Source organism: Desulfoluna butyratoxydans, from assembly GCF_900699765.1.
In the GTDB taxonomy this organism is placed as follows: Bacteria; Desulfobacterota; Desulfobacteria; order Desulfobacterales; family Desulfolunaceae; genus Desulfoluna; species Desulfoluna butyratoxydans.
The window spans coordinates 148,072-170,251 of sequence record NZ_CAADHO010000001.1 but is presented as its reverse complement, the minus strand read 5'-3'; the positions used below and the strand labels follow the sequence as shown (position 1 = coordinate 170,251).

General features: G+C 60.5%; 18 protein-coding genes. 2 read left to right on the top strand and 16 right to left on the bottom strand.

From position 1 onward, the window contains the following. Positions 1–175: 175 nt before the first annotated feature. The 10 genes from MSL71_RS00835 to MSL71_RS00790 form a co-directional block, all read right to left on the bottom strand. Positions 176–1,564, bottom strand: coding sequence for a vWA domain-containing protein (locus MSL71_RS00835; protein WP_180136786.1), 1,389 nt, complete (start codon positions 1,562–1,564; stop codon positions 176–178). A gap of 204 nt (positions 1,565–1,768) precedes the next feature. Then, the gene (locus MSL71_RS00830; RefSeq protein WP_180136785.1) at positions 1,769–2,680 is read right to left on the bottom strand and encodes an AAA family ATPase; all 912 of its coding nucleotides are present in this window, start codon (positions 2,678–2,680) and stop codon (positions 1,769–1,771) included. 288 nt (positions 2,681–2,968) lie between these two features. Next, on the bottom strand, positions 2,969–3,661 hold the full coding sequence (locus MSL71_RS00825) for a regulatory protein RecX (protein WP_180136784.1): 693 nt from the start codon (positions 3,659–3,661) through the stop codon (positions 2,969–2,971). After that, entirely contained in the window at positions 3,658–4,368 is a 711-nt protein-coding gene (gene tsaA / locus MSL71_RS00820; RefSeq protein ID WP_180136783.1) for a tRNA (N6-threonylcarbamoyladenosine(37)-N6)-methyltransferase TrmO, read from the bottom strand. Before tsaA ends, MSL71_RS00825 begins: the two co-directional genes overlap by 4 nt. Positions 4,369–4,506: 138 nt before the next feature. After that, entirely contained in the window at positions 4,507–4,920 is a 414-nt protein-coding gene (locus MSL71_RS00815; protein WP_180136782.1) for a roadblock/LC7 domain-containing protein, read from the bottom strand. A 239-nt stretch (positions 4,921–5,159) separates the two neighbouring features. After that, positions 5,160–5,582 carry a hypothetical protein gene (locus tag MSL71_RS00810; protein ID WP_180136781.1) on the bottom strand — a complete coding sequence of 141 codons (423 nt, stop codon included), beginning with the start codon at positions 5,580–5,582 and terminating at the stop codon, positions 5,160–5,162. A 231-nt stretch (positions 5,583–5,813) separates the two neighbouring features. Beyond that, positions 5,814–7,613, bottom strand: a complete 1,800-nt coding sequence (pepF, locus tag MSL71_RS00805; protein ID WP_180136780.1) for an oligoendopeptidase F — start codon at positions 7,611–7,613, stop codon at positions 5,814–5,816. A 14-nt stretch (positions 7,614–7,627) separates the two neighbouring features. Next, on the bottom strand, positions 7,628–8,815 hold the full coding sequence (locus tag MSL71_RS00800) for a cation diffusion facilitator family transporter (RefSeq protein WP_180136779.1): 1,188 nt from the start codon (positions 8,813–8,815) through the stop codon (positions 7,628–7,630). A gap of 175 nt (positions 8,816–8,990) precedes the next feature. Continuing rightward, positions 8,991–10,196, bottom strand: a complete 1,206-nt coding sequence (locus tag MSL71_RS00795; RefSeq protein WP_246317679.1) for a thiolase family protein — start codon at positions 10,194–10,196, stop codon at positions 8,991–8,993. A 245-nt stretch (positions 10,197–10,441) separates the two neighbouring features. Further along, complete coding sequence (locus tag MSL71_RS00790; protein WP_180136777.1) at positions 10,442–10,753, bottom strand: hypothetical protein; 312 nt, start codon at positions 10,751–10,753, stop codon at positions 10,442–10,444. Positions 10,754–11,119: 366 nt separating this feature from the next. Here MSL71_RS00790 and MSL71_RS00785 point away from each other — a divergent pair, with 366 nt between their 5' ends. Together MSL71_RS00785 and MSL71_RS00780 are read left to right on the top strand one after the other, a co-directional pair. Then, positions 11,120–11,512, top strand: a complete 393-nt coding sequence (locus tag MSL71_RS00785; protein WP_180136776.1) for a hypothetical protein — start codon at positions 11,120–11,122, stop codon at positions 11,510–11,512. Positions 11,513–11,981: 469 nt separating this feature from the next. After that, a complete protein-coding gene (locus MSL71_RS00780) occupies positions 11,982–12,857 on the top strand; it encodes a helix-turn-helix transcriptional regulator (protein WP_180136775.1) in 876 nt (291 codons plus the stop codon). 678 nt (positions 12,858–13,535) lie between these two features. On the opposite strand, the gene MSL71_RS00775 is transcribed toward MSL71_RS00780, so the two are convergent. The 6 genes from MSL71_RS00775 to MSL71_RS00750 form a co-directional block, all read right to left on the bottom strand. Continuing rightward, positions 13,536–14,297: an endonuclease/exonuclease/phosphatase family protein gene (locus MSL71_RS00775; protein WP_246317678.1), complete on the bottom strand. Its 762-nt coding sequence runs from the start codon at positions 14,295–14,297 to the stop codon at positions 13,536–13,538. Positions 14,298–14,435: 138 nt separating this feature from the next. After that, on the bottom strand, positions 14,436–15,485 hold the full coding sequence (locus MSL71_RS00770; protein WP_180136774.1) for a DUF2860 family protein: 1,050 nt from the start codon (positions 15,483–15,485) through the stop codon (positions 14,436–14,438). A gap of 57 nt (positions 15,486–15,542) precedes the next feature. Next, positions 15,543–18,680 (bottom strand): efflux RND transporter permease subunit, encoded by a 3,138-nt coding sequence (locus MSL71_RS00765; protein WP_180136773.1) that lies wholly within the window; start codon positions 18,678–18,680, stop codon positions 15,543–15,545. Between the two features lie 241 nt (positions 18,681–18,921). Beyond that, positions 18,922–20,130, bottom strand: coding sequence for an efflux RND transporter periplasmic adaptor subunit (locus MSL71_RS00760; protein WP_180136772.1), 1,209 nt, complete (start codon positions 20,128–20,130; stop codon positions 18,922–18,924). Next, positions 20,127–21,590: an efflux transporter outer membrane subunit gene (locus MSL71_RS00755; RefSeq protein WP_180136771.1), complete on the bottom strand. Its 1,464-nt coding sequence runs from the start codon at positions 21,588–21,590 to the stop codon at positions 20,127–20,129. The genes MSL71_RS00760 and MSL71_RS00755 overlap by 4 nt, the downstream gene beginning before the upstream one ends. A gap of 33 nt (positions 21,591–21,623) precedes the next feature. Beyond that, positions 21,624–22,178, bottom strand: coding sequence for an RNA polymerase sigma factor (locus tag MSL71_RS00750; RefSeq protein WP_180136770.1), 555 nt, complete (start codon positions 22,176–22,178; stop codon positions 21,624–21,626). Between the last annotated feature and the right edge of the window lie 2 nt (positions 22,179–22,180).

Below are 22,180 nucleotides of genomic sequence, written 5' to 3'. Positions count from 1 at the left end.
TTGGTCTTCGTGGTATCAGGCGGTGCGTGTTGGGGGTGTGGCGCCGGTGGTCTGCGTGGCGTCGGGCGGTGCGGGAGCCGCACCCTACCGTGTGACGCATGGGGTCGGCGTCGGGATGTTGGACCGGATTCGCACGTACCGACAACCTATTTCCCTATCTTCTATAGCCTGTTTTTTAAAGCACCAACTCCTGAATAAAATCAACAAGCTGATTTAAATTGCCGCAGGCGCGGACTTCGTGGCAGTGGGCTTTGTAGGTGTACATCTCGGAATCGCCTTCGGTCCACTGTTTTTCCTGTTCGGGGTTGAGCCAGATGATGCGGCGGCATTTGTCCCGGAGTTGCCTTAAGATGTGGTCCTGGGGGTTCTGGTAGTTGGAGCGGGCGTCGCCGATGATGATGAGGGTGGTTTTTTTGTCCAGGTCCTGGAGGTGGTCGTTTTTGAAGGTCTGGAAGGCCATGCCGTAGTCGGTCTGGGCGTAGTAGTTGATGGGGGCGTCCTTCATGATGGCCTCGATGGCGTCGTTGACCTCTTTTTCGATGAAGTGGTCGGTGACCTCGGCCAGCTCCGAGACAAAGATAAAGCTCTTTACCTTGCTGAAGCACTCCTGCAGGGCATACAGGATGTTGAGCATGAAGCGTGCCGTGGACCACACCGAGCCCGACACGTCACAGAGCACCACGATTTTCCCTTTCCGAAGGGGCTTGTCTTTTCGGATGATTTCGATGGGGATGCCCAGGTATTTTCCAGCCCGACGCAGGGTCTTCTTGACGTCGATCTCCCCTTTCTTGGCCACGGAGTAGCGAAGCGTGGCGATCTCTTCGAGTTTTTTCACCAGCTGGCGGATCACGTCCCGCACCTCTTCGATCTCGTCGTCGGAGAGGGAGGAGAAGGGAACCTGGCCGATTTCGTCGTAGTGCTCCTCGTTGTGGGCCACGGTCTTGAGGCCGGAGTTCTTGGTCTTGGGCTCTTTGGTGAGGATGTCGTAGGCGCTCTCTAAGCGGCGGGTGAACTCCTCTTCGATACTTGCCCTCACCGAGTCGTCCACCACGGCGTGGTTGCCCCCGAGGAACTGGAGCACCTTCTCCTTCATCTGGTTGATCTTGAGCATCACCTCCAGGCGGCTGGAGAGCTGGGTCATGTTGGACTTCAGGCCTGTTGAGGCCTGTTCTTCCTGGGTGTGGAGCTTGTTGATGAGGTCCAGGTAGTCCAGGGGCTTTCCGGCCATGAAATCGAGGATGGCCTGTCTCATGGCGTCCCCGTCGGCCTCCATCTCTTCGGCCAGGCGGGCGACGACCTCATCGAACCCCTGGCTCTCCGGCGTGACCTCCGCGCCGGTGAGGTCGTTTTGCATCTCGTGGAAAAAGAGGTTGTAGAGCCGGTCAAAGCGGTCCTGGTCCCGGTGGCTTTTGGCAAAGTTGGTCCGCAGCACCGTGTAGAACTGAAACTCGTCAAAGGGATCCACAATGGCCAGCTGCCGGACCACGTCCAGCACCTCGGCGGTGGAGACCCTTAAATCCGCTGCCCGGCAACAGTTTACAAATCGTAATGTCAGATTGACCATGGATGCCTCCAGCGGCAGGGGATACATCCCCTGCACCCCAGGTTCGCACATGCTCCTCCCCCTCGTTCCTCGGGTTCGTCACATGCGCTGACGGGCTGCGCCCGTTATTATTGTCTCGGTGATTCGGTCATTGATATACCCATCGCAGAAGCGAGGAAAAATGCCGGTCTGCCACCTCTCTACCTAATTCCCTATCACCTGTTTCTAATTGGGCAACAGATCGGAGATGTTTCGTTTTACCAGCTCGTAGTCCGCTTTGTATTTGAGCAGCGGGTTCAAGGTGGTGGCCACGATCTCCGGGGAGAGGTCTTCGATCTGGAGGGTGAGAAGGGCGGTGGCCCAGTCGATGGTCTCGGAGATGCACGGTTTTTTCTTTAAGTCCATGTCCCGGATCTTGGCGACGATGGTGACGATTTTTTCCAGGAGCGTCTCGTCGATGTCCGGGAGCTTGATGCGCACGATGTCCATCTCGGTTTCGATGTTGGGGTAGTCGATGAAGAGGTGGATGCAGCGCCGCTTGAGGGCGTCGCTCATGTCCCGGTAGTTGTTGGAGGTCAGGAAAACGATGGGCTTGGTGGTGGCGGTGATGGTGCCGATCTCCGGGATGGAGATCTGGAAATCGCTGAGGAGCTCCAAGAGAAAGGCTTCGAACTCGGGGTCGGACTTGTCGATCTCGTCGATCAAGAGCACCACGGGATCTTCGGACTTGATGGCGGTGAGTAAGGGCCTTGTCTGGATGAATTTTTCCGAGAAGAAGGCGTCTTCGTGGGCGGCGATCTCATCCACGGCCCCTGCCAGGCTGGTGGTATCCGAGACGATGTCGTTGATCTTGTCCTTGAGCATCTGGGTGTAGAGGAGCTGTTTGGCATATTCCCATTCGTACAGGGATTTGGACTCGTCCAGGCCCTCGTAGCACTGCATGCGGATCAGGGGCCGCTCAAGGGCCTTGGCGATGCTTTTGGCCAGCTCGGTTTTGCCGACCCCTGCAGGGCCCTCCACCAGGATGGGTTTTTCCATGGCCACGGCCAGGTAGACCACCGTTGCAATCTCCCGTGAGGAGATATACCGCTGGGACTCCAGCCTCTCTTGAACCTCCAGAACACTTTCAAATTCCATTGCTGCCCCCTTGAACCGTGAAAATCGGGCCCGTGAACATGTGGGACCCGTGAAAATCGCTTTTTTGCTCTGCGCGGGGTCAAACCGTGTTGCCGCACCAGTCGGGTACCTGGCTCTTTACCGACCGTACTATTTTTGGGGCGCACGAAAGGCGCCACCCCGCATCACGTTGTGTGGATCAAATCATCATGCATACCAATGGAAGGGTGAAAGAGCAAGGAAAATAGGCATGGATACTGCGGAGAATCAGAAAGCAAAAAGAGGAAACAGGCAGGGTAGGAATAACGGTTAGTCCTGCTCTTCCTCTTCCTTCTCCCGGAGGAATCGGTCGACGGCTTCCCGTGTGATATCAAAGGTAAATCCCTTTCCGGCCAGAAAGGTGTAGGCCTTTTGTTTGAACACCGGGGGCTCGGCTTTTTTCCACTTCCAGGCTTTTTTGCGGAGCAGGGTGAGGGCGGCGGCGGTTTCATCCAGGCCCTCTTCAAGGAGGCGGTCGACGAGGGCTTCATCGACCCCCTTGAGCCGGAGCTCCTGCTTGAGCAGGTAGCGCCCCTTGGGCTGGTTTCTCAGGCGGGAGTCGATCCACTCCCGCGCAAAGGCCTCGTCATTGATAAAGCCTGCTTTTTCGGCACGGTCAAGGGAGAGCTCCGCGGCTTTTTTGGAGAATTTTTTCTCCCGGAGGCGGCGCATGAGTTCGGCCCGGCTTCGGGAGCGCACCCCCAACAGGCGCAGTGTGCTTGCCCAGCAGCGCTGCTTTTCGTCTTCAAAGGCCCTTTTTTCGACCTCGGCGGGGTCCATGACGGAGCCGCGTTCCAGAAGGGCGGCGTCAAAGGCGTTCATGCTGAAGGCTTTTTTCCCGTTCAGAAAGATGTCGGCCTTTCCGGGGCGCTTTTCGCTGTAGTCGATGTCGGTGATTTTCTGGGGGCGCTTTGGTGACGCCTCCGGGGCGTTCTCATCGTCCCATGGAAAAGGATCGCTCATCGGGTGATCTCCGTGATGGTGGCATGGGTGCCTTCGGCGCTCCAGCGAATGTTCAGGTCCCAGAGGCAGAAGCCGAAGGAGGCATCTTTTTTTCGGGTGTCGTAATAGGCCGGTCGGGGGTCCTGCTCCACCACCCCGGTGATGATCCCCTTGAGGTTGGGGTAGGCGGTTTCCGAGAGTCTTGCCAGGGCCTGTTCTGCTTCCGGGGAAAAGCTTACTGAAAGCTTCGGTTCGGGCTTGTGATCGGCAAATCCCCCGGTGGCATCGCTGACGGCGTCCACATAAGGGATGTAGGGCTTGATGTCCAGCACCGGGGTGCCGTCCAGGATATCGAGGCCCTTGACGTGGATGAGGATTTTGCCCTTCTCTTCACTCACGGACAGGAGGCGCACCACAGAGAGGCCCACGGGGTTGGGCCGGAAATTGGACCGGGAGGCGAAGACCCCGATTTTTTTGTTGCCCCCCAGGCGCGGCGGTCGCACCGTGGGCTTCCACTCTCCCCGGGTGGACCGGTCAAAGAGGAAGATCACCCAGATGTGGGAGAATCCCTCCAGCTCACGCACCGCCTCGGCGCGGTTGTACGGGGGAATGAGCTCGATGTGCCCCACGGCTTCGGCGACGATGCCCGGTTGCCGGGGAACGCCGAATTTCTCGGTGAAGCAGGAGTGCACGGTGCCGATGGGCGTCAGTAAGGGGGGCTGTTCCATGGTTGCTGCGTCTGTCTCTGGGGTTGCTGGTGGTTGTGTCGCAAGAAAAAACGGTTTTGATCGGTCCTATATCACAGGACGGGGACATTAAACACGGATGTTTTGCGGGGCACGGACAGACGATGGCCGGCAAATCCGTCAGCGTTTTGTCATGATGCGGAGGTAGCTCTCGGCGGCACCGGCGAGGATTTTTTCCGTTGAGGGGGGTAATTTCCCCTGGCTTGTGGCAAGGATGGCTCCGGTGATCCGGCCCCGGATGAAGTGGCAGGCCAGGCTGTTGCCGTCGGAGACCTGGATGATCACGGTTTCGGCCTGGGTAAAGTCCACGGGGCCTGAAAGGGTGGCTGCGGCCCGCTGGAGCACCCAGGCCATGGGGCCGATGGATGCGGCGTTGCCCTTGGGGGTGGAGGCCGCCACCAGCTCTCCGTCGTCATCGACGATGAGGGCGTGGCTGAATCCTCCTTTGAGCCGCGTGTAGTCCAGCAGGTTGTCGAGGGCTTCTCTCTGGTTGTTCGAGCGTTTGATCCGGCGTTCCTGGTTTACTTCTATCATACAAGTCTCCCTGGTCCCTTGGGTCCGGCTCTGTGGGTGGATGTGAGCGAGGTGGTTTGAATCGGGATACCGCACATGACGTGTAAATGCCTCATCTTTAAAGCATACTCCGGCGGTTTGATTCAAGAGGGAATATTGGAAAAAATGAGGGGATACCGGCAGGTTGCCTGAGAAGGCGGCAGGGCAGGGGGTGGCCATGTCCCCGGCAAAACGGGCCGGGGCACGGCAAACGGGCTTATTCAGCTTGTGGTGGTCCGCAGGATGCGCTCGTAGCCGTTGGCGGCCCGGGCGAAGATTTTGTCGGCGGAAGGGGGAATGCGGGTTTTGGAAAGAACCACGATGGCGCATGGGGTTCCGTTGTCCGCCTTGAAAAAGTAGCAGGCCACGCTGTCCCCCCTGGAGGTCTGGGCCGTGATGGCCTGGATGTCGGGGTAGGCGGCCGCCTTGGAGAGGTACCCGGCCGTTTTTTCCAGGATCAGGGCGATGTCCTTCATGCCCGTGGCCTGGTTTGCCTGATCCGATCGGGCCACGATCTCACCACTGCGCAGGATGATGGCGTGGGCGAACCCGCCGTAAATCTTGGTGTAGTTGAGAAGATTGGTCAGGGATTCCTGGCGTGTTTGAGCCCGGTTGAAACGGCGATCCTGCTTGATGGCGTCCATGGGTACCTCCTGGCAATGGGTATGGCGTTTATCCGCAGACGTATGGGGCTGATCCCCATGGCATTCGACGCATTGGTCGGTGGCGGGGCGGGCCCTGTTGAATTTTTTTAGGGGTGATTAAAAACACTATACCTGAAAATGCGGATGGATGCGAGGAGGAACAAAGGGATGACGCAGGCAGGGGAGCAATGCCCCCGGCCTGGGGGCCGGGGGCGGGGTCTGTGAGACGGATCAGGCCAGAAGGGCCTTCAAACGGTCCACCAGGCCACTGAAATGGGCGATGGTGTTGTTCACCGGGTCCGGGCGGGTCATGTCCACCCCGGCCACGCGGAGCTCGTCCACGGGGAACATGCTGCCACCCAGGGTGAGGAATTCCATGTAGCGGGAGACCGCTCCCTCTTCTCCCTTGATGATGCGCCCTGCAATGTCCAGGGCCGCGGAGATGCCCGTGGCGTATTTGTAGACGTAGAAGGAGGAGTAGAAGTGGGGGATGCGCAGGCACTCCAGCTTCAGGGCCTCGTCAATCACCAGGGTGTCTCCGAAGTAATCGGCGAGCAGGCTGCCGTACAGGTCGGTCAATGTTTCGAGGGTGATGGCCTGGTTGTCGGCGGCCATGGCATGGATGCGCATCTCGAACTCGGCAAACATGGTCTGGCGGTAGAGGGTCCCCCGGATGTTGTCGATCTCCCGGTTGATGATGTAGGTCTCCATCTTTTTGTCCCCCTTGTATTTTTCCAGGAGGTATCGGCCGAGGAGGGCCTCGTTCAAGGTGGAGGCCACTTCGGCCACAAAGATGGTGTAGTCCCCGTAGATGTAGGGCTGGGTGGTGCGGGAGTAGTGGGAGTGCATGGAGTGGCCCGCTTCGTGGGCCAGGGTAAAGAGGCTGTTGATGCTGTTGGCGTCGTGGTTGAGCAGGATGTAGGGGTTGGAGTCGTAGCAGCCCGATGAATAGGCCCCGCTCCGCTTGCCCCGGTTTTCATACCGGTCCACCCAGCCGCCGGTGAGCCCTTGTTTCAGGGTGTCGACATAGGCCGTGCCCAGGGGGGCCAGGGCGGCCAGGGTGACCTCCACGGCTTCGTCGTAGTCCATGTGAAAGGAGACGTCCGAGGCCAGGGGCACATAGGTGTCGTAGATGTGAAGGGCGTCGACGCCCAGGGCTTTTTTCCTCAGGTTCAGGTAGTCGAAGAGGGGGGCAAAGCCGTTGCGGACGCTGTCGATGAGCCCGGTGTAGACCTCTTTGTCCACGTTGTCGGTGAACAGGGCCCGGGAGAGGGTGGCGTCGAATCGCTTGGCCTTGGAGATGAACAGGTCCTTTTTGATGGCTGCGGACAGGGAGGCACCAATGGTGTGTTTGTGGGCCTCGTAGGCTGAGTAGTAGGTGGCAAAGGCGTTTTTACGCACCTTGCGTTCCGGGTTCATGAGAAAGGCGATGAAATTCCCGTGGGAGAGCTCGTGGGGGGTGCCGGTCTCGTCTTCGATGGTGCCGAAGCGCAGGTCCGCGTTGTCCAGCTGGCTGAAGATGCGGGAAGGGGCTGCCATGGCTTCGGCGGACATAGCCAGCAGCTCTTCCACCTCTTCGCTTCGGGTGTGGGGTTTGAAACGCAGGATCTTCTCCAGGAAGAACCGGTACCCGGCCAGCTCCTTATGGGCAAGGAACCCGTCCATGGTGGCGCTGTCGATGGCCTGGACCTCGGGGGTGAAGAAGCTGGAGGCCTGGGCAATGCGGGAGTACAGGTTGACGGCTTTCTGGAAGAGGCCGTCGTAGTCGGGGTTGGTCTTGTCCTCGTCGTTGCGCAGGTGGGCGTAGGTGTAGAGAAGTTCTAAGGACCGGTTGACGGAAAGGTCGTAATCGATGGCCTCTTTGAGCACCGAGGCCGACTCTCCCAGGCGGCCCTGGTAGGCTTTGTAGCCCGAAATCCGGGCCTCGGTTTCCCTGAAGAGGGTCTCCCAGGCCGCGTCGTCGGCGAACATGGGGGACAGGTCCCATTTGTGGGCATCGGGTATATCGTGTCGTTCGGGTATGGTGGACATATGTGGCGTCTCCTTTAGGGGTTGTAGCTGAACATGGGGGTGATTTTAATGAGGAGATCGAGGCCCGGGAACCGGGCTTGAATTTTTTCCTGGGTCTCCCTGAGGACCTCGCGCTGGTCCGCAGGGCGGTCGCTGTTGTTGAGGGTGATGTTGAACAAAATGGTGCCGCGGTCCAGGGTGGCTCCCACGATGCGCAGGTCGTGGAAGGTGAGGACCCGTTCGTCTTCGGCCACCACCTTCTGGATTTCGGTGAGTACGGTGTGGTAGTGGGGGTGGTCCCGGTTGATGGGGTCCATGTGGACCACCACCATGCCGCCTGTAATGCGGCCCACGGCTTGCTCCACATCTTCGGCGATCTCATGGATGGCAAGGGCCGAGAGGTGGTGGGACACCTCAATGTGCAGGGAGACGATGCGGTTCTCTCCGTAGTTGTGGACGACGATGTCGTGGACCCCCAGCACATCGGTGACGCTGCGGCAGGCCCCTTCGATTTCATCCAGAAAGGCCTGGGAGGGGGCTTCGCCGATGAGGGGGTTCACCGCTTCCCGGGCAATGCCCCAGGCCGAGGCGAAAATCACCAGGGAGACCCCGATGCCCATGATGCCGTCCACCTGGGCATAGCCCAGATGGGACGCGCCCAGGGCCACCACCACCAGCAGGGTGGAGAAGGCATCGCTTCGATGGTGCAGGGCGTCGGCCTTGAGGGTGTCCGAGTCGATGAGATCCCCCAGGGCAAAGGAAAAACGGGCCATGAGTTCTTTGAACAGGGCGGTGCCGGCGACGATGGCGATGGCTCCGTAGCTCGCCTTGGCCACGGTGGGGTTCAGGGTGGCGGTGATGCTGTGCTTGAGGAGTTCAAACCCGGCCACAAACAGGAGAATGGCGATGATGAGGGTGGCCACCGGTTCGATGCGGCCGTGGCCGAAGGGGTGCTCGCTGTCCGAGGGTTTCCGGGACATGGTAAAGCCCACGATGACAACGGCCGAGGTGGCGGAGTCCGAGAGGGTATGGATGGCGTCGGCGATGAGGGCTGCGCTTCCCACGGAGAGGCCGATGACCAGCTTGACGGCAAACAAAAGGGCGTTTCCCACGATGCTCACCCACCCTTCCAGGACCCCGTAGCGTGCCCGGACATCCGGGTTGGTGGTGAGGGTGTGGTCAGACACAAACAAGGACGCGAACCAAAGGGCAAAGGTTTTCACAGGCGGCTCCAGAAGATGCATGGACAAGGGGAGGTTGATGATGTGGTCCCGGCAGCCCCCTGGGGAAGGCGGCTGCCGGGGATATCATGTGGGGTCGCCGGACCCTGCGGCGCGGTGAAGGCGGGGGGAAGCGGCGAGCCCTTTCATGTATGCTTTCTGAATCCGTTATACGGCCTTACACTTCCCTTGTCCAGAGGGAGGCGATGGCAGGGCCCGTGCCCACGCACAGGGAGGCCCCGCCCACGGTGAGGTCCAGGCGCTCCATCTCGTAGTAGAGGCTTACCAGAATCCGAAGGGCGGTACAGCCCACGGGGTGGCCCAGGGCAATGCCCGAGCCGTTGTGGTTGGTCTTGCCCATGGAGAGGGCCATGCCGTGGTCTTCCCGGAGCATGCGGCCCACGCCGAGGAACTGGGCGGCAAAGGCCTCGTTGATCTCCCAGTACTCCACATCGTCAAAGTTCATGTCCGTGCCGGACAACACCTTGGGGATGGCAACGGCGGGCCCCAGCCCCATGAGTTTGGGGTCCACGCCCGCACAGGCGGTGTTGATGAGTTTCATCAGGGGCCGGATGCCGAGCTCTTTGGCCTTGGCTTCACTCATGAAGATGGCTGCTGCTGCGCCGTCGTTGATGCCCGAGGCGTTGGCCGCGGTGACCACGCCCCCTTTTTTGAAGGCGGGCTTGAGCCTGGCCAGGCTCTCGGGGGTGCTGCCGGCGATGGGGTGCTCGTCTGTGTCGAAGACCGTGGTCCCTTTTCGCGTGACGATCTCATAGGGGACGATCTCCCGCTTGAAATGACCGGCGGCAATGGCGTCCAGGGCACGGGTGTGGCTCATGAGGGCCAACTCGTCGCACTCCTCCCGGGTGATTCCGTATTTTTCCGCCACGTTTTCCGCGGTGGTGCCCATGTGGCCCCCCGCCAGTTCGTCCACCAGACCGTCGAAGAGCATGGAGTCCTCGATGGAACCGGGGCCCATGCGGTACCCGGAACGGGCTTTGGGGAGCATGTACGGGGCGCCTGTCATGCTCTCGGCCCCCACGGCCATGACGATGTCGTTTTTGCCCAGCATGATGCTGTGGGCGGCAATCTCCACGGCGCGCATGCCCGAGCCGCAGTTCTGGTTAATGGAAACGGCGCTACTGGCATCGGAGAACCCGATGCGCTTGGAGACCTGGCGGGCGGGCAGGGACCCCTGCAGGCCGGGAAGGCACTGGGCAAGGACCAGTTCGTCGATGGTTTCCACGTCGATGCCTGCGCGGGCGACGGCTTCCTTGCCCACATGCACGGCGAGCTCCCGTGCCGAGACGTTTTTCAGGGCTCCCTGGAATTTGCCGATGGCGGTTCGGCAGGCGCTTACCATCACAACATTCTGCGTTTTCACATCTTCCTCCTGTGACATGTTGATACGTTTATGTGGTGTGAATAGCTGGTTTGCTGTCGACGCGATAATTTATACGGTGCACGAAACTCTTGATTAATGAACGGTGTTAATATAACAAACGATAGTAAATAGCTAAAAACGAGGAAGATGTATAGAAAAAATGCAGTGGGCGGGCACAGGACATCCTGTGGACCTCACCGTGGGCGAGGCGTTATTCGGTGTGACGGGTCCCGTAAAGGGGGCTTTTACCCATGGGCGTGGGGACGGGGGGCTTGAGCGGAGAAATCCGCGGCAGCGTCCCCTTTCATCAGCCGCCCGTTGCGGAACCACAGAGCAATGTCAGTGGTGACCATGAGGGCGTTGATGGCGTAGAGGATGATAACGGCATCAAAGCTGTAGAGAAGCTTGTGGGTGATGCCTGCTGCATAGCCCACGAGGACAATGCAGAGAAATTGAAGGCTTTTTCCGGAGTTGTTCCGCGAGGTCCAGGATTTCCAGATGGAGGCGGGCCAGGCAAAACCGAAGCAGACCAGCATGGCGATTTCAAATACACTCATAACAGCTACCTACATACCATAAAAAGTCAGGCGCATGGTGCCCGTAAGTGCCGGTGGCGGAAACTCTGCCGATAGGGTCCCGGGCGGTCCTTACAAAAGAGGGCTATACCACCATATCCGGCAAATGAAAAGCCGGGGACGGTGCTTTTTCGGGGTGAGTTCACCCTGCGGGAATAATTGACATAACGGGATCTTTCCCTGATAATGGGAAGTACTTCAGATGGCCCCTTGCGTATTTTCCCGGCCCCTTTCCTCTCTTCAGCGTTTTTCAGGGAACCCATGATGTGATCCACCTGCGGACTGCGCCCCTTCAGGCGCCCCGCTCATGTAGGCTTATGGACCCCCAACAACCTAAGGAGACAGATCATGACCCGACGAGTGAACGTGCTTTTCCTGGTACTGCCGATTCTGGCCATCTTTTCGACGTCCCCCGCCTTTGCCGAGATAATGCTGGTCAAGGGGAAGATCATGGGGGCAAGCTGCGTGATTAATGAAACCGTTTGTCCCACAGACATCAAGGATCCCCGCATCTCCATGGAGCGGGACTTCGTGCTGGTGGCCGAAGACGGCAGCACTTACTTTCTCTCCAACATGAGGCGCGGAGCCAAGCAGGTTCTGGTGAGCCAGGATGTGGAGGTGCTGGGCAAGGTCAGGGGCAATACGATGTTTGTCCATAACGTGGACAAGATGCTCATGGGCGGGATGATGAGCGTCTGGAACTGGGACCTTCGAGTGAGGAACCTCAGACACCCCAGGTAGGGATGCTGCCCGTGAAAAACTGGCATAGACAAACCCGCGTCGGCAATGGGCCGATGCGGGTTTTTGTTGTGTAAGGTGTTTTCAGGCGTGGCTCTGGAATACCTCCGGTCAACACGCTGTGTCCCACACACATTTCGGGTACCCCTTGTTTGTGAGCGGGTCTTGCTTGACAGGCCGCAGGGCCTTTCCTACATAAGGCTGACGGGCCGGGGTACCGAAGGGCCCATGGTATGCCCTTGGCGGCTTTGCCGGGGGCCAGACGTTTGTTAAGGGCCATGCCAAGAATACATTACACAGGATGGGATCATCCCATGGGTCCTCAGCATGATTTTTTGATCGTTGCTTCGGCACAGAACGAATTTGAGGCGGAGCATCGTTATGTATCATTATTTTAGGGCATAGCCCTTAACCGATACTCCCCTTGCGCCCTTTACGGCCATGGGCAAGGGGACCATGTGAGGCAGGGACCATGAATGAACTGGATGCGCTCCGAAGGGAGAACGCACGCCTGAAACAGCAGCTTGAAGAGAGCAGCCGACTCATCAAGGGGTTGCCCGATTTGATGTTTACCCTGTCCCGGGACGGGGTGTTCACGGACTACGCCGCCATGGGCCTGCCCCTGTACCGGTCACCCGAGGGCTTCATGGGGAGGAGTGTGTTTGATGTGCTCCCCGAGGCCCTGGCACGGCAGATCACCGCTGTCTGCGAAACGGCCATCCGGACCGGGGAGCGTCAGACCCTGGAGTACTCCCTGGAACTGGAAGGGGACGAACGTTACTACGAGGCCCGCATGATGCGCTGCTGCCGGGGGGAGGGGGTGGTGGCCTTTGTCCGGGACGTCACCCGCGTGGCCCTTGTGGAAGAGACGCTTCGCAACCGGGAGCAGGAGCTGCAGCGCAAAACCGTGGGCCTTGAGGAGATGAACACCGCCCTGGAGGTGCTCCTGAAAAAGCGCAGCGGGGACAAACAGGCCCTGGAAGAGGAGATCCTGTTTACCATCCGCGAGATGATCCATCCGTGGATCGAGAAGCTCAAAGCCACCCGGCTGGGGCCACGCCAGATGGCCTACCTGGAGGTGGTGGAGAACAACCTCAGCACCATTGCACGGCCCCTGGTGCGGACGGCACCCTCTTACCAGCTTCAGTTGACCCCGTCGGAGATCGAGATCACCAACCTGATCCGTGAAGGCAAGACAAACAAAGAGATTGCCGATATCCTCTCCCTGTCCGTGAAGACCATCGAAACCCACCGGAAAAATATCCGCCGGAAGTTGGGGCTTACCCACTCGAAAACCAACCTGAGGGCCCTTCTTTCGACCTCTCAGCCGTCGCCATCCGTGGAATAACCGTCGGTCACTTTTGGGTATGCCCCGGGTTTGGTGGCGCCAGGGCCGTGGGATGGGAAAACCCTTACAATTTCAGGGGACCCCGGGTTTCAAGGGGTTTCGCTGTTGTGGGTATGTATCATACCCATTAAATACCTCATCAACGAGGGTTGATTTTGTCAGGCAGTCTGTATAAATCACATTTGAAAAAGGGGGCACATTGCTGTTGATTTACTCCCCGGCTGAGATGTCTCAGGGGACGCAATGCTTACCGGATTGCCTGATCGCTGTTGTGCTGAACTGATTTGTTTTTGGTTGTGCGGCATGGGGCTGAGCAGAGAATGGATGTGACCAAATAGATAACCGGTCGATCCGGTGGCCGTCTTGGGGGGAGGATCTGTAACGGATTCGGAGCCGACCTCGCAGGGTGTTGGACGCTGAGCTGAGCGGAATGGATAGACAAGATGTCCTGCAACTCCCTCCCCCGAAACAAAAAATACAAAACGGGAAAGTTTAGAAGACGGGGGGAGAGTCCTGCCTTGTCCATCCTGCCTAACTGAGTCGTATAGAGGTCATGGCCATGAGTCATGAACGGATCATATCAGCTCTTCCTCTTTCTTCCCGTTTTTCTGATTAAAAAACCGCCGGTTTCGGCGGTTTTTTTGTTTTTGGCAGCTAGTCTCCGTTGCTTCCGCCGACTCAGGTAAACCGGCACACCACGGGGTAGTGATCCGAAGGATAGATTCCCTCGAAGGGATGCTTGATGACCTCTGCATCCATCACCTTCAGCCCTCCCTTGTACAGAATCCAGTCAATATGTTTTCCCAGGTCGTTTCCGGTGAATCCGTGGAAGGTGGAGGAGTGCTCGCCTGCAAAGCTGTCTTTGAATCCTCCAGACTGAAAGGCTTCATGGGCGGGGCTTTCGGGCGGGGCATTGAAGTCGCCGGTGATGACCATGGGAACATCCCCGGGAAAATCTTCCAGGAACCCCAGGATCAGGTCCGCGCTCTGTTTCTGGACCCCCTCGTCAAAATCAAAGTGGGTGGTGACGCAGACCACGCGCTCGTCGTCCCGTTCAAACTCTCCGATGACGCACTGGCGGGGCCACTGGCTTCCCTCAAGCTGGCTCTCCTCATGGGGCGTGTGGCTCAGGAAGCAATGGGTGTGCCTCAGGCAGGTCCACTCTTTCTGGTAAAAAATCAGGTTGTTCTGCCAGGTTGTGGGCGACGGGTTCCGCACCCCCACAAACCGGTAGTCCTTCAGGAGCTGGGCGAGGTACCGGGTCTGGAAGTTGTTCGCCTCCTGCATGCCGATGAAATCGGGGCGCGTGGCGGTAAACAAAGGGCCGTAAGCCCTGCGCCGGTGTTCCCAGGAGTTGTCACCGTCGTCGGCGAGGCCGAAGCGGAGGTTGATGCTCATCACAGAGAAGGGTCGGTTCATGGGATCGTATGCATAAGTCATGGCACCTGCCTGATCAGGGGTTAGGGCGAAGGGAAACAGCCGGGCCGGATTCACAATCCATTATCTTAAAGCAGGAATGCAGGCCCTGTCAAAATGGATTTTTACCGGCCCGGCAGGGACAACCCCGTTGCATCATGTCTAAAATCGATAGCTGACGCCCATGCCGCCCATCACGGCATCGCCCTCGTAAAAGTCGATGTTGGAGTCTGTACGGGCGTATCTCATGAGCAGGGAGAAGGAAAGGTCCTCCACGGGCAGGGGCATTTCAAGGCCCAGAGAGGCGCTGTAGGAGGTGTCTTCCCGTTTTTTTTCAAAGACCGGGTGGGTTTCGTCGTAGTTCGCCTGGTGGAAAGAGACGGTGGAAAAGGCCTTGCAGGCTGGGAACCGCAAGATCGCAGAGAGTTTTCCCCCGAACTGGTCGAACTGGTGGGCGTTTCCGTCGGCCTCGTTGCGGAGGGCGTCCACAGTGGCGCCCAGGATCAGGGCTCTGCTCACGGGAAGGGTCAGCCCCGCCTCGATGAGGTGGGCTTCACTGGAGCGCCTGAGGCTTGACAGCTCCTCGTCGCTTAAGGGGTCTCCCCCTTCGGTGATGAAAGACTGGCCCGACTCCTCTTCATCGATGTCGTTGACGGCAAAGGCATAGCTCACAAAAAAGGGGGAGCCCAGGATGGAATCCGCCTTGACCTGGACCCCCTGGGAGGTCCGGTCGGTCTCTTCCCTGTCCACCCCCGTCAGGAAGGGGTCTTTCCACACCTCGTCGTCAATGAGGGGAAGCTCGGGAATCCAGGCGAGGCTTAAGGCGGTGCCGTTGTCCAGGCGGTGCCGGGCGCCCACTTCAAGGAAGTAGGTCCCTTTGACAATATTGGAGGTGGGTGTGCCCGCGAAAAGTTCTGTCCTGAGGTTGTCAAAGGTGTAGTTAAGGTGCCACAGGGCGATGGGAATCACCTTTGTCTCCGAGGAGGCCGACTGGTCCAGGCTGTCGATGCGCTCGTTGTCGTCGCCGACATCGTTGAGGGCTTTGGTGGCGTGGATTACCCCGGGCATGAGCGTGATGTCACCCACAAAGCCGGGGGTGGGCGTCTTCATGGGATTTCCCCCCCAGGCAGCGGGGACCGTCAGGGCCAGGAGCAGGCAGGTCAGGGGGAGGCGTCGCAGCAACGTAAAAAAGTGTGTTTTCCGAGTGAGCATGTCTGATGATTCCTCTGGTCTGGTGGTGTTGTGGAAAAACGGGCCTGTGCCGGGACCTTACAACCTCGGCACCTCTTCGGTGGTGGTGTCTGTGGACGCTTCGGTGCGGCCCACAAGTGCTTTGATGTCCTCCAGGATCATGTAGAGGCTGGGGACGAGAAGCAGGGTGATGAAGGTGGCAAAGACGATTCCGAACCCCAGGGAGATGGCCATGGGGATGAGGAACCGTGCCTGCCTGGACGTTTCGAAGATCATGGGGGCCAGGCCGCCGAAGGTGGTGACGGTGGTGAGGAGGATGGGCCGGAACCTCTGGATGCCCGCCGCCTTCACCGCGTCGACCACGGCCATCCCTTCTTGGCGTTTTCGGTTGGAAAAGTCAATAAAGACCAGGGAATCGTTGACCACCACCCCTGCCAGGGCCACGATGCCGAAGAGGCTCATGACCGAAAGGGAGTAGCCCATGAGCAGGTGCCCCATCACCGCCCCGATGATGCCGAAGGGAATGCAGATCATGATGATCAGGGGCTGGGAGTAGCTCCTGAAGGGCACGGCCAGAAGGGCGTAGATGAGAATCAGCGACATGAGCAGCCCCTGGATCAGGCTCTCGACGCTCTCCTTGAGGTCGGCCTGTTTGCCCTGGAAGACGTAGGTAAGGCCGGGGGTGGCGGACACGAGGTCGGCCAGGCCCCCGTCTTCCAGGGCACTGGCCACCTGCCCGGCTTCAGCCTCGGGGATGATGTTGGCGGTGACATCGGTGATGCGTTTCTGGTTCCGTCTGTAAATGGTGGTGTAGGCCCGTCCCCTGCTCATGTCCACGGCTTCGTTCAGGGGCACTTCCATGCCTTCGGGGGAGCGGAGGGTCAGGCTGAAGAGGTCCCCTTCGGTTTTGCGCTCTTCTCCTTTGAGGCGCACCATCACCTTGACCTCGTCCCGGCCGCGCTGGAGCCTCAGGGCTTCGACTCCGTAATAGGCGTTTCGCACCTGCCGGGAGATCTCTTCGGCCGAAAATCCCATGCGCTCGCCTTCCGGGCGCATGACAAGGTCGAACTGCATCTTGCCGGTGGAGGAGCCGTCGTCGATGTCCCGGGCGTTGGGGAACAGGGCCAGCTCCTCGGCCAGCTTACGGCTGGCCCGCTCCAGGGTGTCGGTGTCCCGGTGCCGCAGCTCGATGGTCAGGCCCTTGCCGGATCCCGGTCCTCCCCGGTTTGCCTCGAAGAGACCCGACTCCACACCCGGAAGGGTTCCCACGCGCTCGCGCCAGGCCCGGGTCACCTCGGTGGTGCTCATGGGACGGACCTCCGGCGGGGTCAGGAGGATGCGGATGCGGATCTCCTCTTCGTCGATGCGGGTGAGGATCCCCCGGGAGAGAGTCTCTCCGCCGTTGTCTTCCACCACCTCCTTGGCAGCGGAAACGGCAAGGCCTGCGAGGCGGTCCACCTCGGTGGCCGGGGTGCCGTAGGGCAGGGTGAGGTTGGCGTAGGCGTAGTCGGACTCGATGCGGGGAAAGAGCTCCATGCCCATGCGGCCGGACAGGGCCCAGGAGCCGGTGACGGCCAGGATGAAAACCCCCGTGGCCAGGGTGACGTAGCGATGCCGGAGGCACAGGGAGAGCAGGGGCCCGTAGCGGCGGTCCACAAAGCGGGTGAAGGCGTTGCTGAACCGGCTCTGGGCATCGGACAGGGGTTTGAGGAAACCGCCGAAGCCTTCCCGGCGGCTGTGGCCCAGGTGGGCTGGCAGGATAAAGAGGCTCTCCACCAGGGAGATGGCAAAAACGATCATCACCACGATGGGAATGCTCTTGAAGATCTTGCCCAGGAAGCCCGGCACAAAGTAGATGGGCATGAAGGCCACCATGTTGGTGAGCACACTGAAGACAACGGGCTTGGCAATTTCCCGGGCCCCTTCCACGGCCGCCGGGAGCAGGCCCATGCCCTGCTGCCGTTTGTGGTAGATGTTTTCCCCCACCACGATGGCGTCGTCCACCACGATGCCCAAGGTAACGATGAAGGCGAACATGGTGACGATATTGATGGTAAAATCCGAAAAGGGCAGCACGAGAAAGGCCCCCAGAAACGAGATGGGGATGCCCAGGGAGACCCAGAAGGCCAGCCGGATCTCAAGGAAGACGGCCAGGATGATAAAGACCAGGGCCAGGCCGATGAAGGCGTTTTTGATGAGCAGCTCCCCGCGCTGTTTGAAGATCTCGGAGAGGTCCCGCACCATGGCCGCGGAGATCCCTTCGGGCAAGGTCTGCCTGAACTGCTCCAGGGTTGCTTTGGCTGCTTCGGCCACATCGATGGGGGTCTGTTCCCCCACCCGGTAGACCTCCACCATGACGGCCGGAGAGCCGTTGAAGGTGGCGTATCGGGTGGTCTCGGCAAACCCGTCCCGCACGGTGGCCACATCCCCTATGGTGATGCGGGAACCGTCGGCAAGGGTGATGAGGGGCAGGGAGGCGTAAGCCTCGTTGGTGTAGCGCTTCTCCTTCATGCGGACCAGGAGCTCGCCTCCGTCGGTTTTCAGGCTGCCGCCGGGCAGGTCCACGGAGGCGTCTCGGATACGGCGGGCCACTTCGGCCAGGGTGAGGCCGTAGCGACGCAGGTCGGCTTCGGAGATCTCCACCTGGATCTCCCGGTCGCGAATGTCTTCAAGGCTCACCTGGGTGATGGCCGGGGACTCCAGAAGCCGGGCGCGGAACTCTTCGGCCCGCTCTTTGAGAACCGAGTCCTTCTGGTCCCCGTAGACGGCAAAGGAGATCACCTCCCGGTGACGGGCCGCAATGGCGATCTTGGGATTCTCCGCGTCCACGGGAAGGGAGGTGATGGCATCCACTTCCCGCTCGATGTCCCGGTAAAGCTGCTGGATGTCCGCCCCTTCCAGGGCTTCCACAGAGATGGTGGCCCCCCCTTCGGACGAGACGGCGGTGACCTCGGCCGCTCCGTCGATGCCCTGAACCGCCTCTTCCACGGCCAGGGAGACCCCGCGCTCCACCTCCTCGGGGCTGGCGCCGGGATAGGGGACACTGATGTTGACAAAGTCCAGGTCGAACTCGGGGAAGACCTCCTGCTTGATGGAGGCCCCCACAATGAGGCCGCCCACAAGCAGGACCACCATGAGAAGGTTTGAGGCAACGGCGTTGCCCGCCATCCAGGCGATGGGGCCTCGGCCCGGGTCTCGGTTGGGATCGTGTGTCATGAAAAAAACCTGCGTATCGTTGTGTGGTTGGACAATGAAATCCGACAAAACGCCATGCCGCCGGCGGCCGGGGACTGGGCCCCTGGACCCCAGGTATGCACATGCTCCGGGGTTTTGCCCGTGGGTAACACAGCGTTCATCGGTTAGGGCTCAGGCGCTAAGTAAATGGTCAAAGAATGCCCCTGCGCTTTATCCCGAGGAACGAGGGGAACGCGCAGCGGCAACCAGCTTTCAGGGTGGCTCACCTTGCCGCCGGAGGCTTTTTTTCTCCGGTGCGGATCTTCATGCCGTCGGCAGGGGATGAGAGGTCCGAGAGGATCACGCGTTCCCCCGGGGACAGGCCCCGGTCCGTGAAGACCGTGGCTCCTTCCCGCCAGGCAATGCGGACCGTGCGGATGCGCAGGGTCTCTCCATCGGCCACCCACACCTCGTTTCCGTCCCGGAGGGCCCGGTCCGGAAGGGCGATGATGCCGCGAAGAGGGGTGCCCTCCAGCTCCGCGGTGACGTAGCTGTTGAGCAGCAGGGGCGGGGCACCCGTGGCAGCGGCCTGTTCCATGGGGTCGGCCACTTCGATGAGCACGCGGGCCATGCGGCTGGTGTCGTTCAAATCGCCCAGGACCTGCAGCAGCTGCCCCTGAAATGTCCCTCCGCTGCGGGGCAGGATGCGTGCCCGGCTTGCCTGGCCGTTGTTGTCCTTTTGGATACGGAGCCAGGCCAGGTTTGAGACGGGCAGGGTCGCTTCCACCCACCAGACCGCATCCGAGGCAAGGGTGGCCACGGTCTGCCCCTCTGTGACCAGGGTGCCCATGGAGGCGCTGCGGGCGAGCACGATGCCGTCAAAGGGAGCCCTGATTTCGCTCCGGGCCAGGTCCAGGAGGGCCTTGTCCAGGTCAGCCTCGGCCAAAGCGAGGTTTGCTTCGGCAATTTTAAGCTGGGGCAGCCGCAGGGCCAGGGACTGGTCTTTTACCCTGTGGCCCATGGTGGTCTCCATGAGGGCCAGCTCTTTTCTGGCCACCTCCTGGCTTCCCTGCTCCAGGGAGAGGTCTGCCCGGGCCTGCTGGACCTTTGCCCCGGCCAGGGCCAGGGAGATGTCCAGGTCGGCCTTGTCGAGTTTGACCAGGACATCCCCTTTTTTGAATCGTCCCCCGGGCACAAGGGCGGGGGCGAGCCACTCCACCTGGCCTCCGACCCGGGCCTTGAGGTCAATCTGGGAGGAGGCGCGCACCGTACCCATGGCCGTAACGGTCACCGGGTGGTCGCTGAGTTGGGTCTCCTCCCAGCGCACCAGGGGGGGCAGGGAGGTGCGGGGGCGTTTTTCGGCTTTGGGCCGGGTCTCCATGAGGTGGCTTGCCAGGAGAAAGGCCGCTGCCAGGATGAAAAGGGGCAGGCCCACACGCACAAGGAGAGGGGACAACGGGGCCTTTGGGTTCGGTTGAGGGGTGCGGATCATGATTCGGTGGGGACTCCCTTGGTCTGTTCGTTGGTACCTTCGGCGGTGGCGGTGTCACGGGCCGGTTCAGGGGCAAGGTCCTGGGGCCAGCTGCCGCCCAGGGCCCGGTGCAGGGCGACGCGTTCTTTGACGAGGCGGGCTTTTTCCTGGACCAGTTTTCTCTGAAGCTCCTGGAGGTCCTTGAGCTCGTCAAGGAGGTTGACGTAGTCGGAAACCCCCTGGGTGTACTGGTTCTCTGCTTCGAGCAGGGTGATCCGGGCGGTTTCCACTTCCCGGGTGAGGGCGGCAACGGTCTCTTTTTGCCGCACCTCGCCCACAAGGCTGTTTTCCACCTCGGACAGGGCCGTCAGCACGGTGCGGCGGTATGTGGCAAGGCGCTCTTCCGCCTGGGCCTGCGCCTTTTCCACCCCGGCTTTGCGTTTGCCCGCATCGAAGATGGGGCCGGTGAGGTTGGCGGCAAGGTTGGCCAGCCAGTTGTCAAAAAGGGTATCCACCCCGTCTGAGGTGTACTTGGCCCTGCCCGTGATGGAGAGGGCGGGAAGGCGGTCTGCCCGGGCCGCGGAGATTTCCCACTCCTCGGCCCGGAGCCGCAGGCCCGCGGCCCGGACATCGGGCCGCATGGCCAGGAGATCCGCCGGGAGCCCCGTGGGCGGAAGGGGGCCCACGTCGGGCAGGGCGGTGGTACGGACGGCAGGCGCTGCTCCGGGCGGTTTGCCCAGGAGCAGGGCCAGGCTGTATTCAAGGCGGCTCTCCTGCAGCCGGAGGGACGGCAGCTCCGAGAGCTGGCGCTCAATGACTTTCTTCTGCCTCAGCACGTCCACGGCAGAGACCAGGGAATTTTCAAACCGCCACGTCAGGGCGGTGAGCAGGGTCTTGTTGAGATCCATCTGCTCTTCCACCAGGGCGATTTCGTTTCGGATGGCCACCAGCGCCACCCAGGTCTCCGCCACCTCTCCGGTGAGGGTGACGGCTGCGGTCTCCACGTCGGCCCGGCTGGCCAGAAGGCGCTGGCGTTCGGATTCTTCCAGGGACTTAAGGCGGCCCCAGAGGTCCACTTCGTAGGAGGCTGCAAGGCCCAGGGAGACGGAATCGGTGCTCTCCTCGGAGGTGTCGTCTCCTCCCCGCCATGTTGTTTCAGCCCCGCCTTCCCCGGAAAGGGTCGGGTAAAGGGCCGCTCCTTTGACCCTGTGCTGGGCCGCGCTCTGTTTCAGGCGGGCCCAGGCCTCCTGAAGGGTGAGGCTGTCCGCAAGGGCGTCGTCCATGAGCCCGTTGAGTTCCTCATTGTCAAAGGAGAGCCACCAGCGGTTCCCTTCCGCAGGGGCGTCCTGGGGGTAGAGGGTATAGCGCTCCGGAAGGGGCAGGGGAGCCGGGCCTGTTTGCTTGGGCGCAAAGGGGGTGCAGGCCGCAACGGTCAAGAGAAGGGCGGCCAGCCAGGCCTTGAAATGCAGATGTCGAAACAAAACGGGCATGCGGATCCTTAAAAGGGAAAAAAATTAAGCGGCCGAGGCCTGCAGTCGTTTGCGAAGGCTGCGCCGGGCCCTCACCAGAAGGGATTCCACGGCGGAGAGAGAGAGACCCATGACCTCGGAAATCTCCGCGTAGCTGAGCTCCTGGGTGTGGCGCAGCACCATGGCCGTGCGCTGGTTTTCCGGCAGGTTGTCCAGGGCACGGGAGAGAGAGTGCTGCCCCTCTTTGCGGCTCAGGGTGTCAAAGGCCGAAGGGCCGGGGTCCATGTCCACGGTGCCGTTGAGGGGTTCGGGGCGCTTTTTCCGGGCCGCGTCGATGAGCAGGTTGCGGCAGACTTTGTAGAGATAGGCCTTTACGCTGCCCGAGGTGTCGAAGCGGTGCCGGTTTCTGAACAGGCGCAAAAAGGTCTCCTGAACGGCGTCTTCGGCCTCCTCCCGGACCTTGCAGAACCGCAGGGCAAAGCTGTAGAGACCGGGCTGATGGCGCTCCACCAGCTCGCGGAATGCCCGCTCCTTTTCAAGGGCAAGGGCCCTCATCAGGTCGGCATCGTCCAGTGCTTTCCACGGTGTTCCAAGGTTCATGG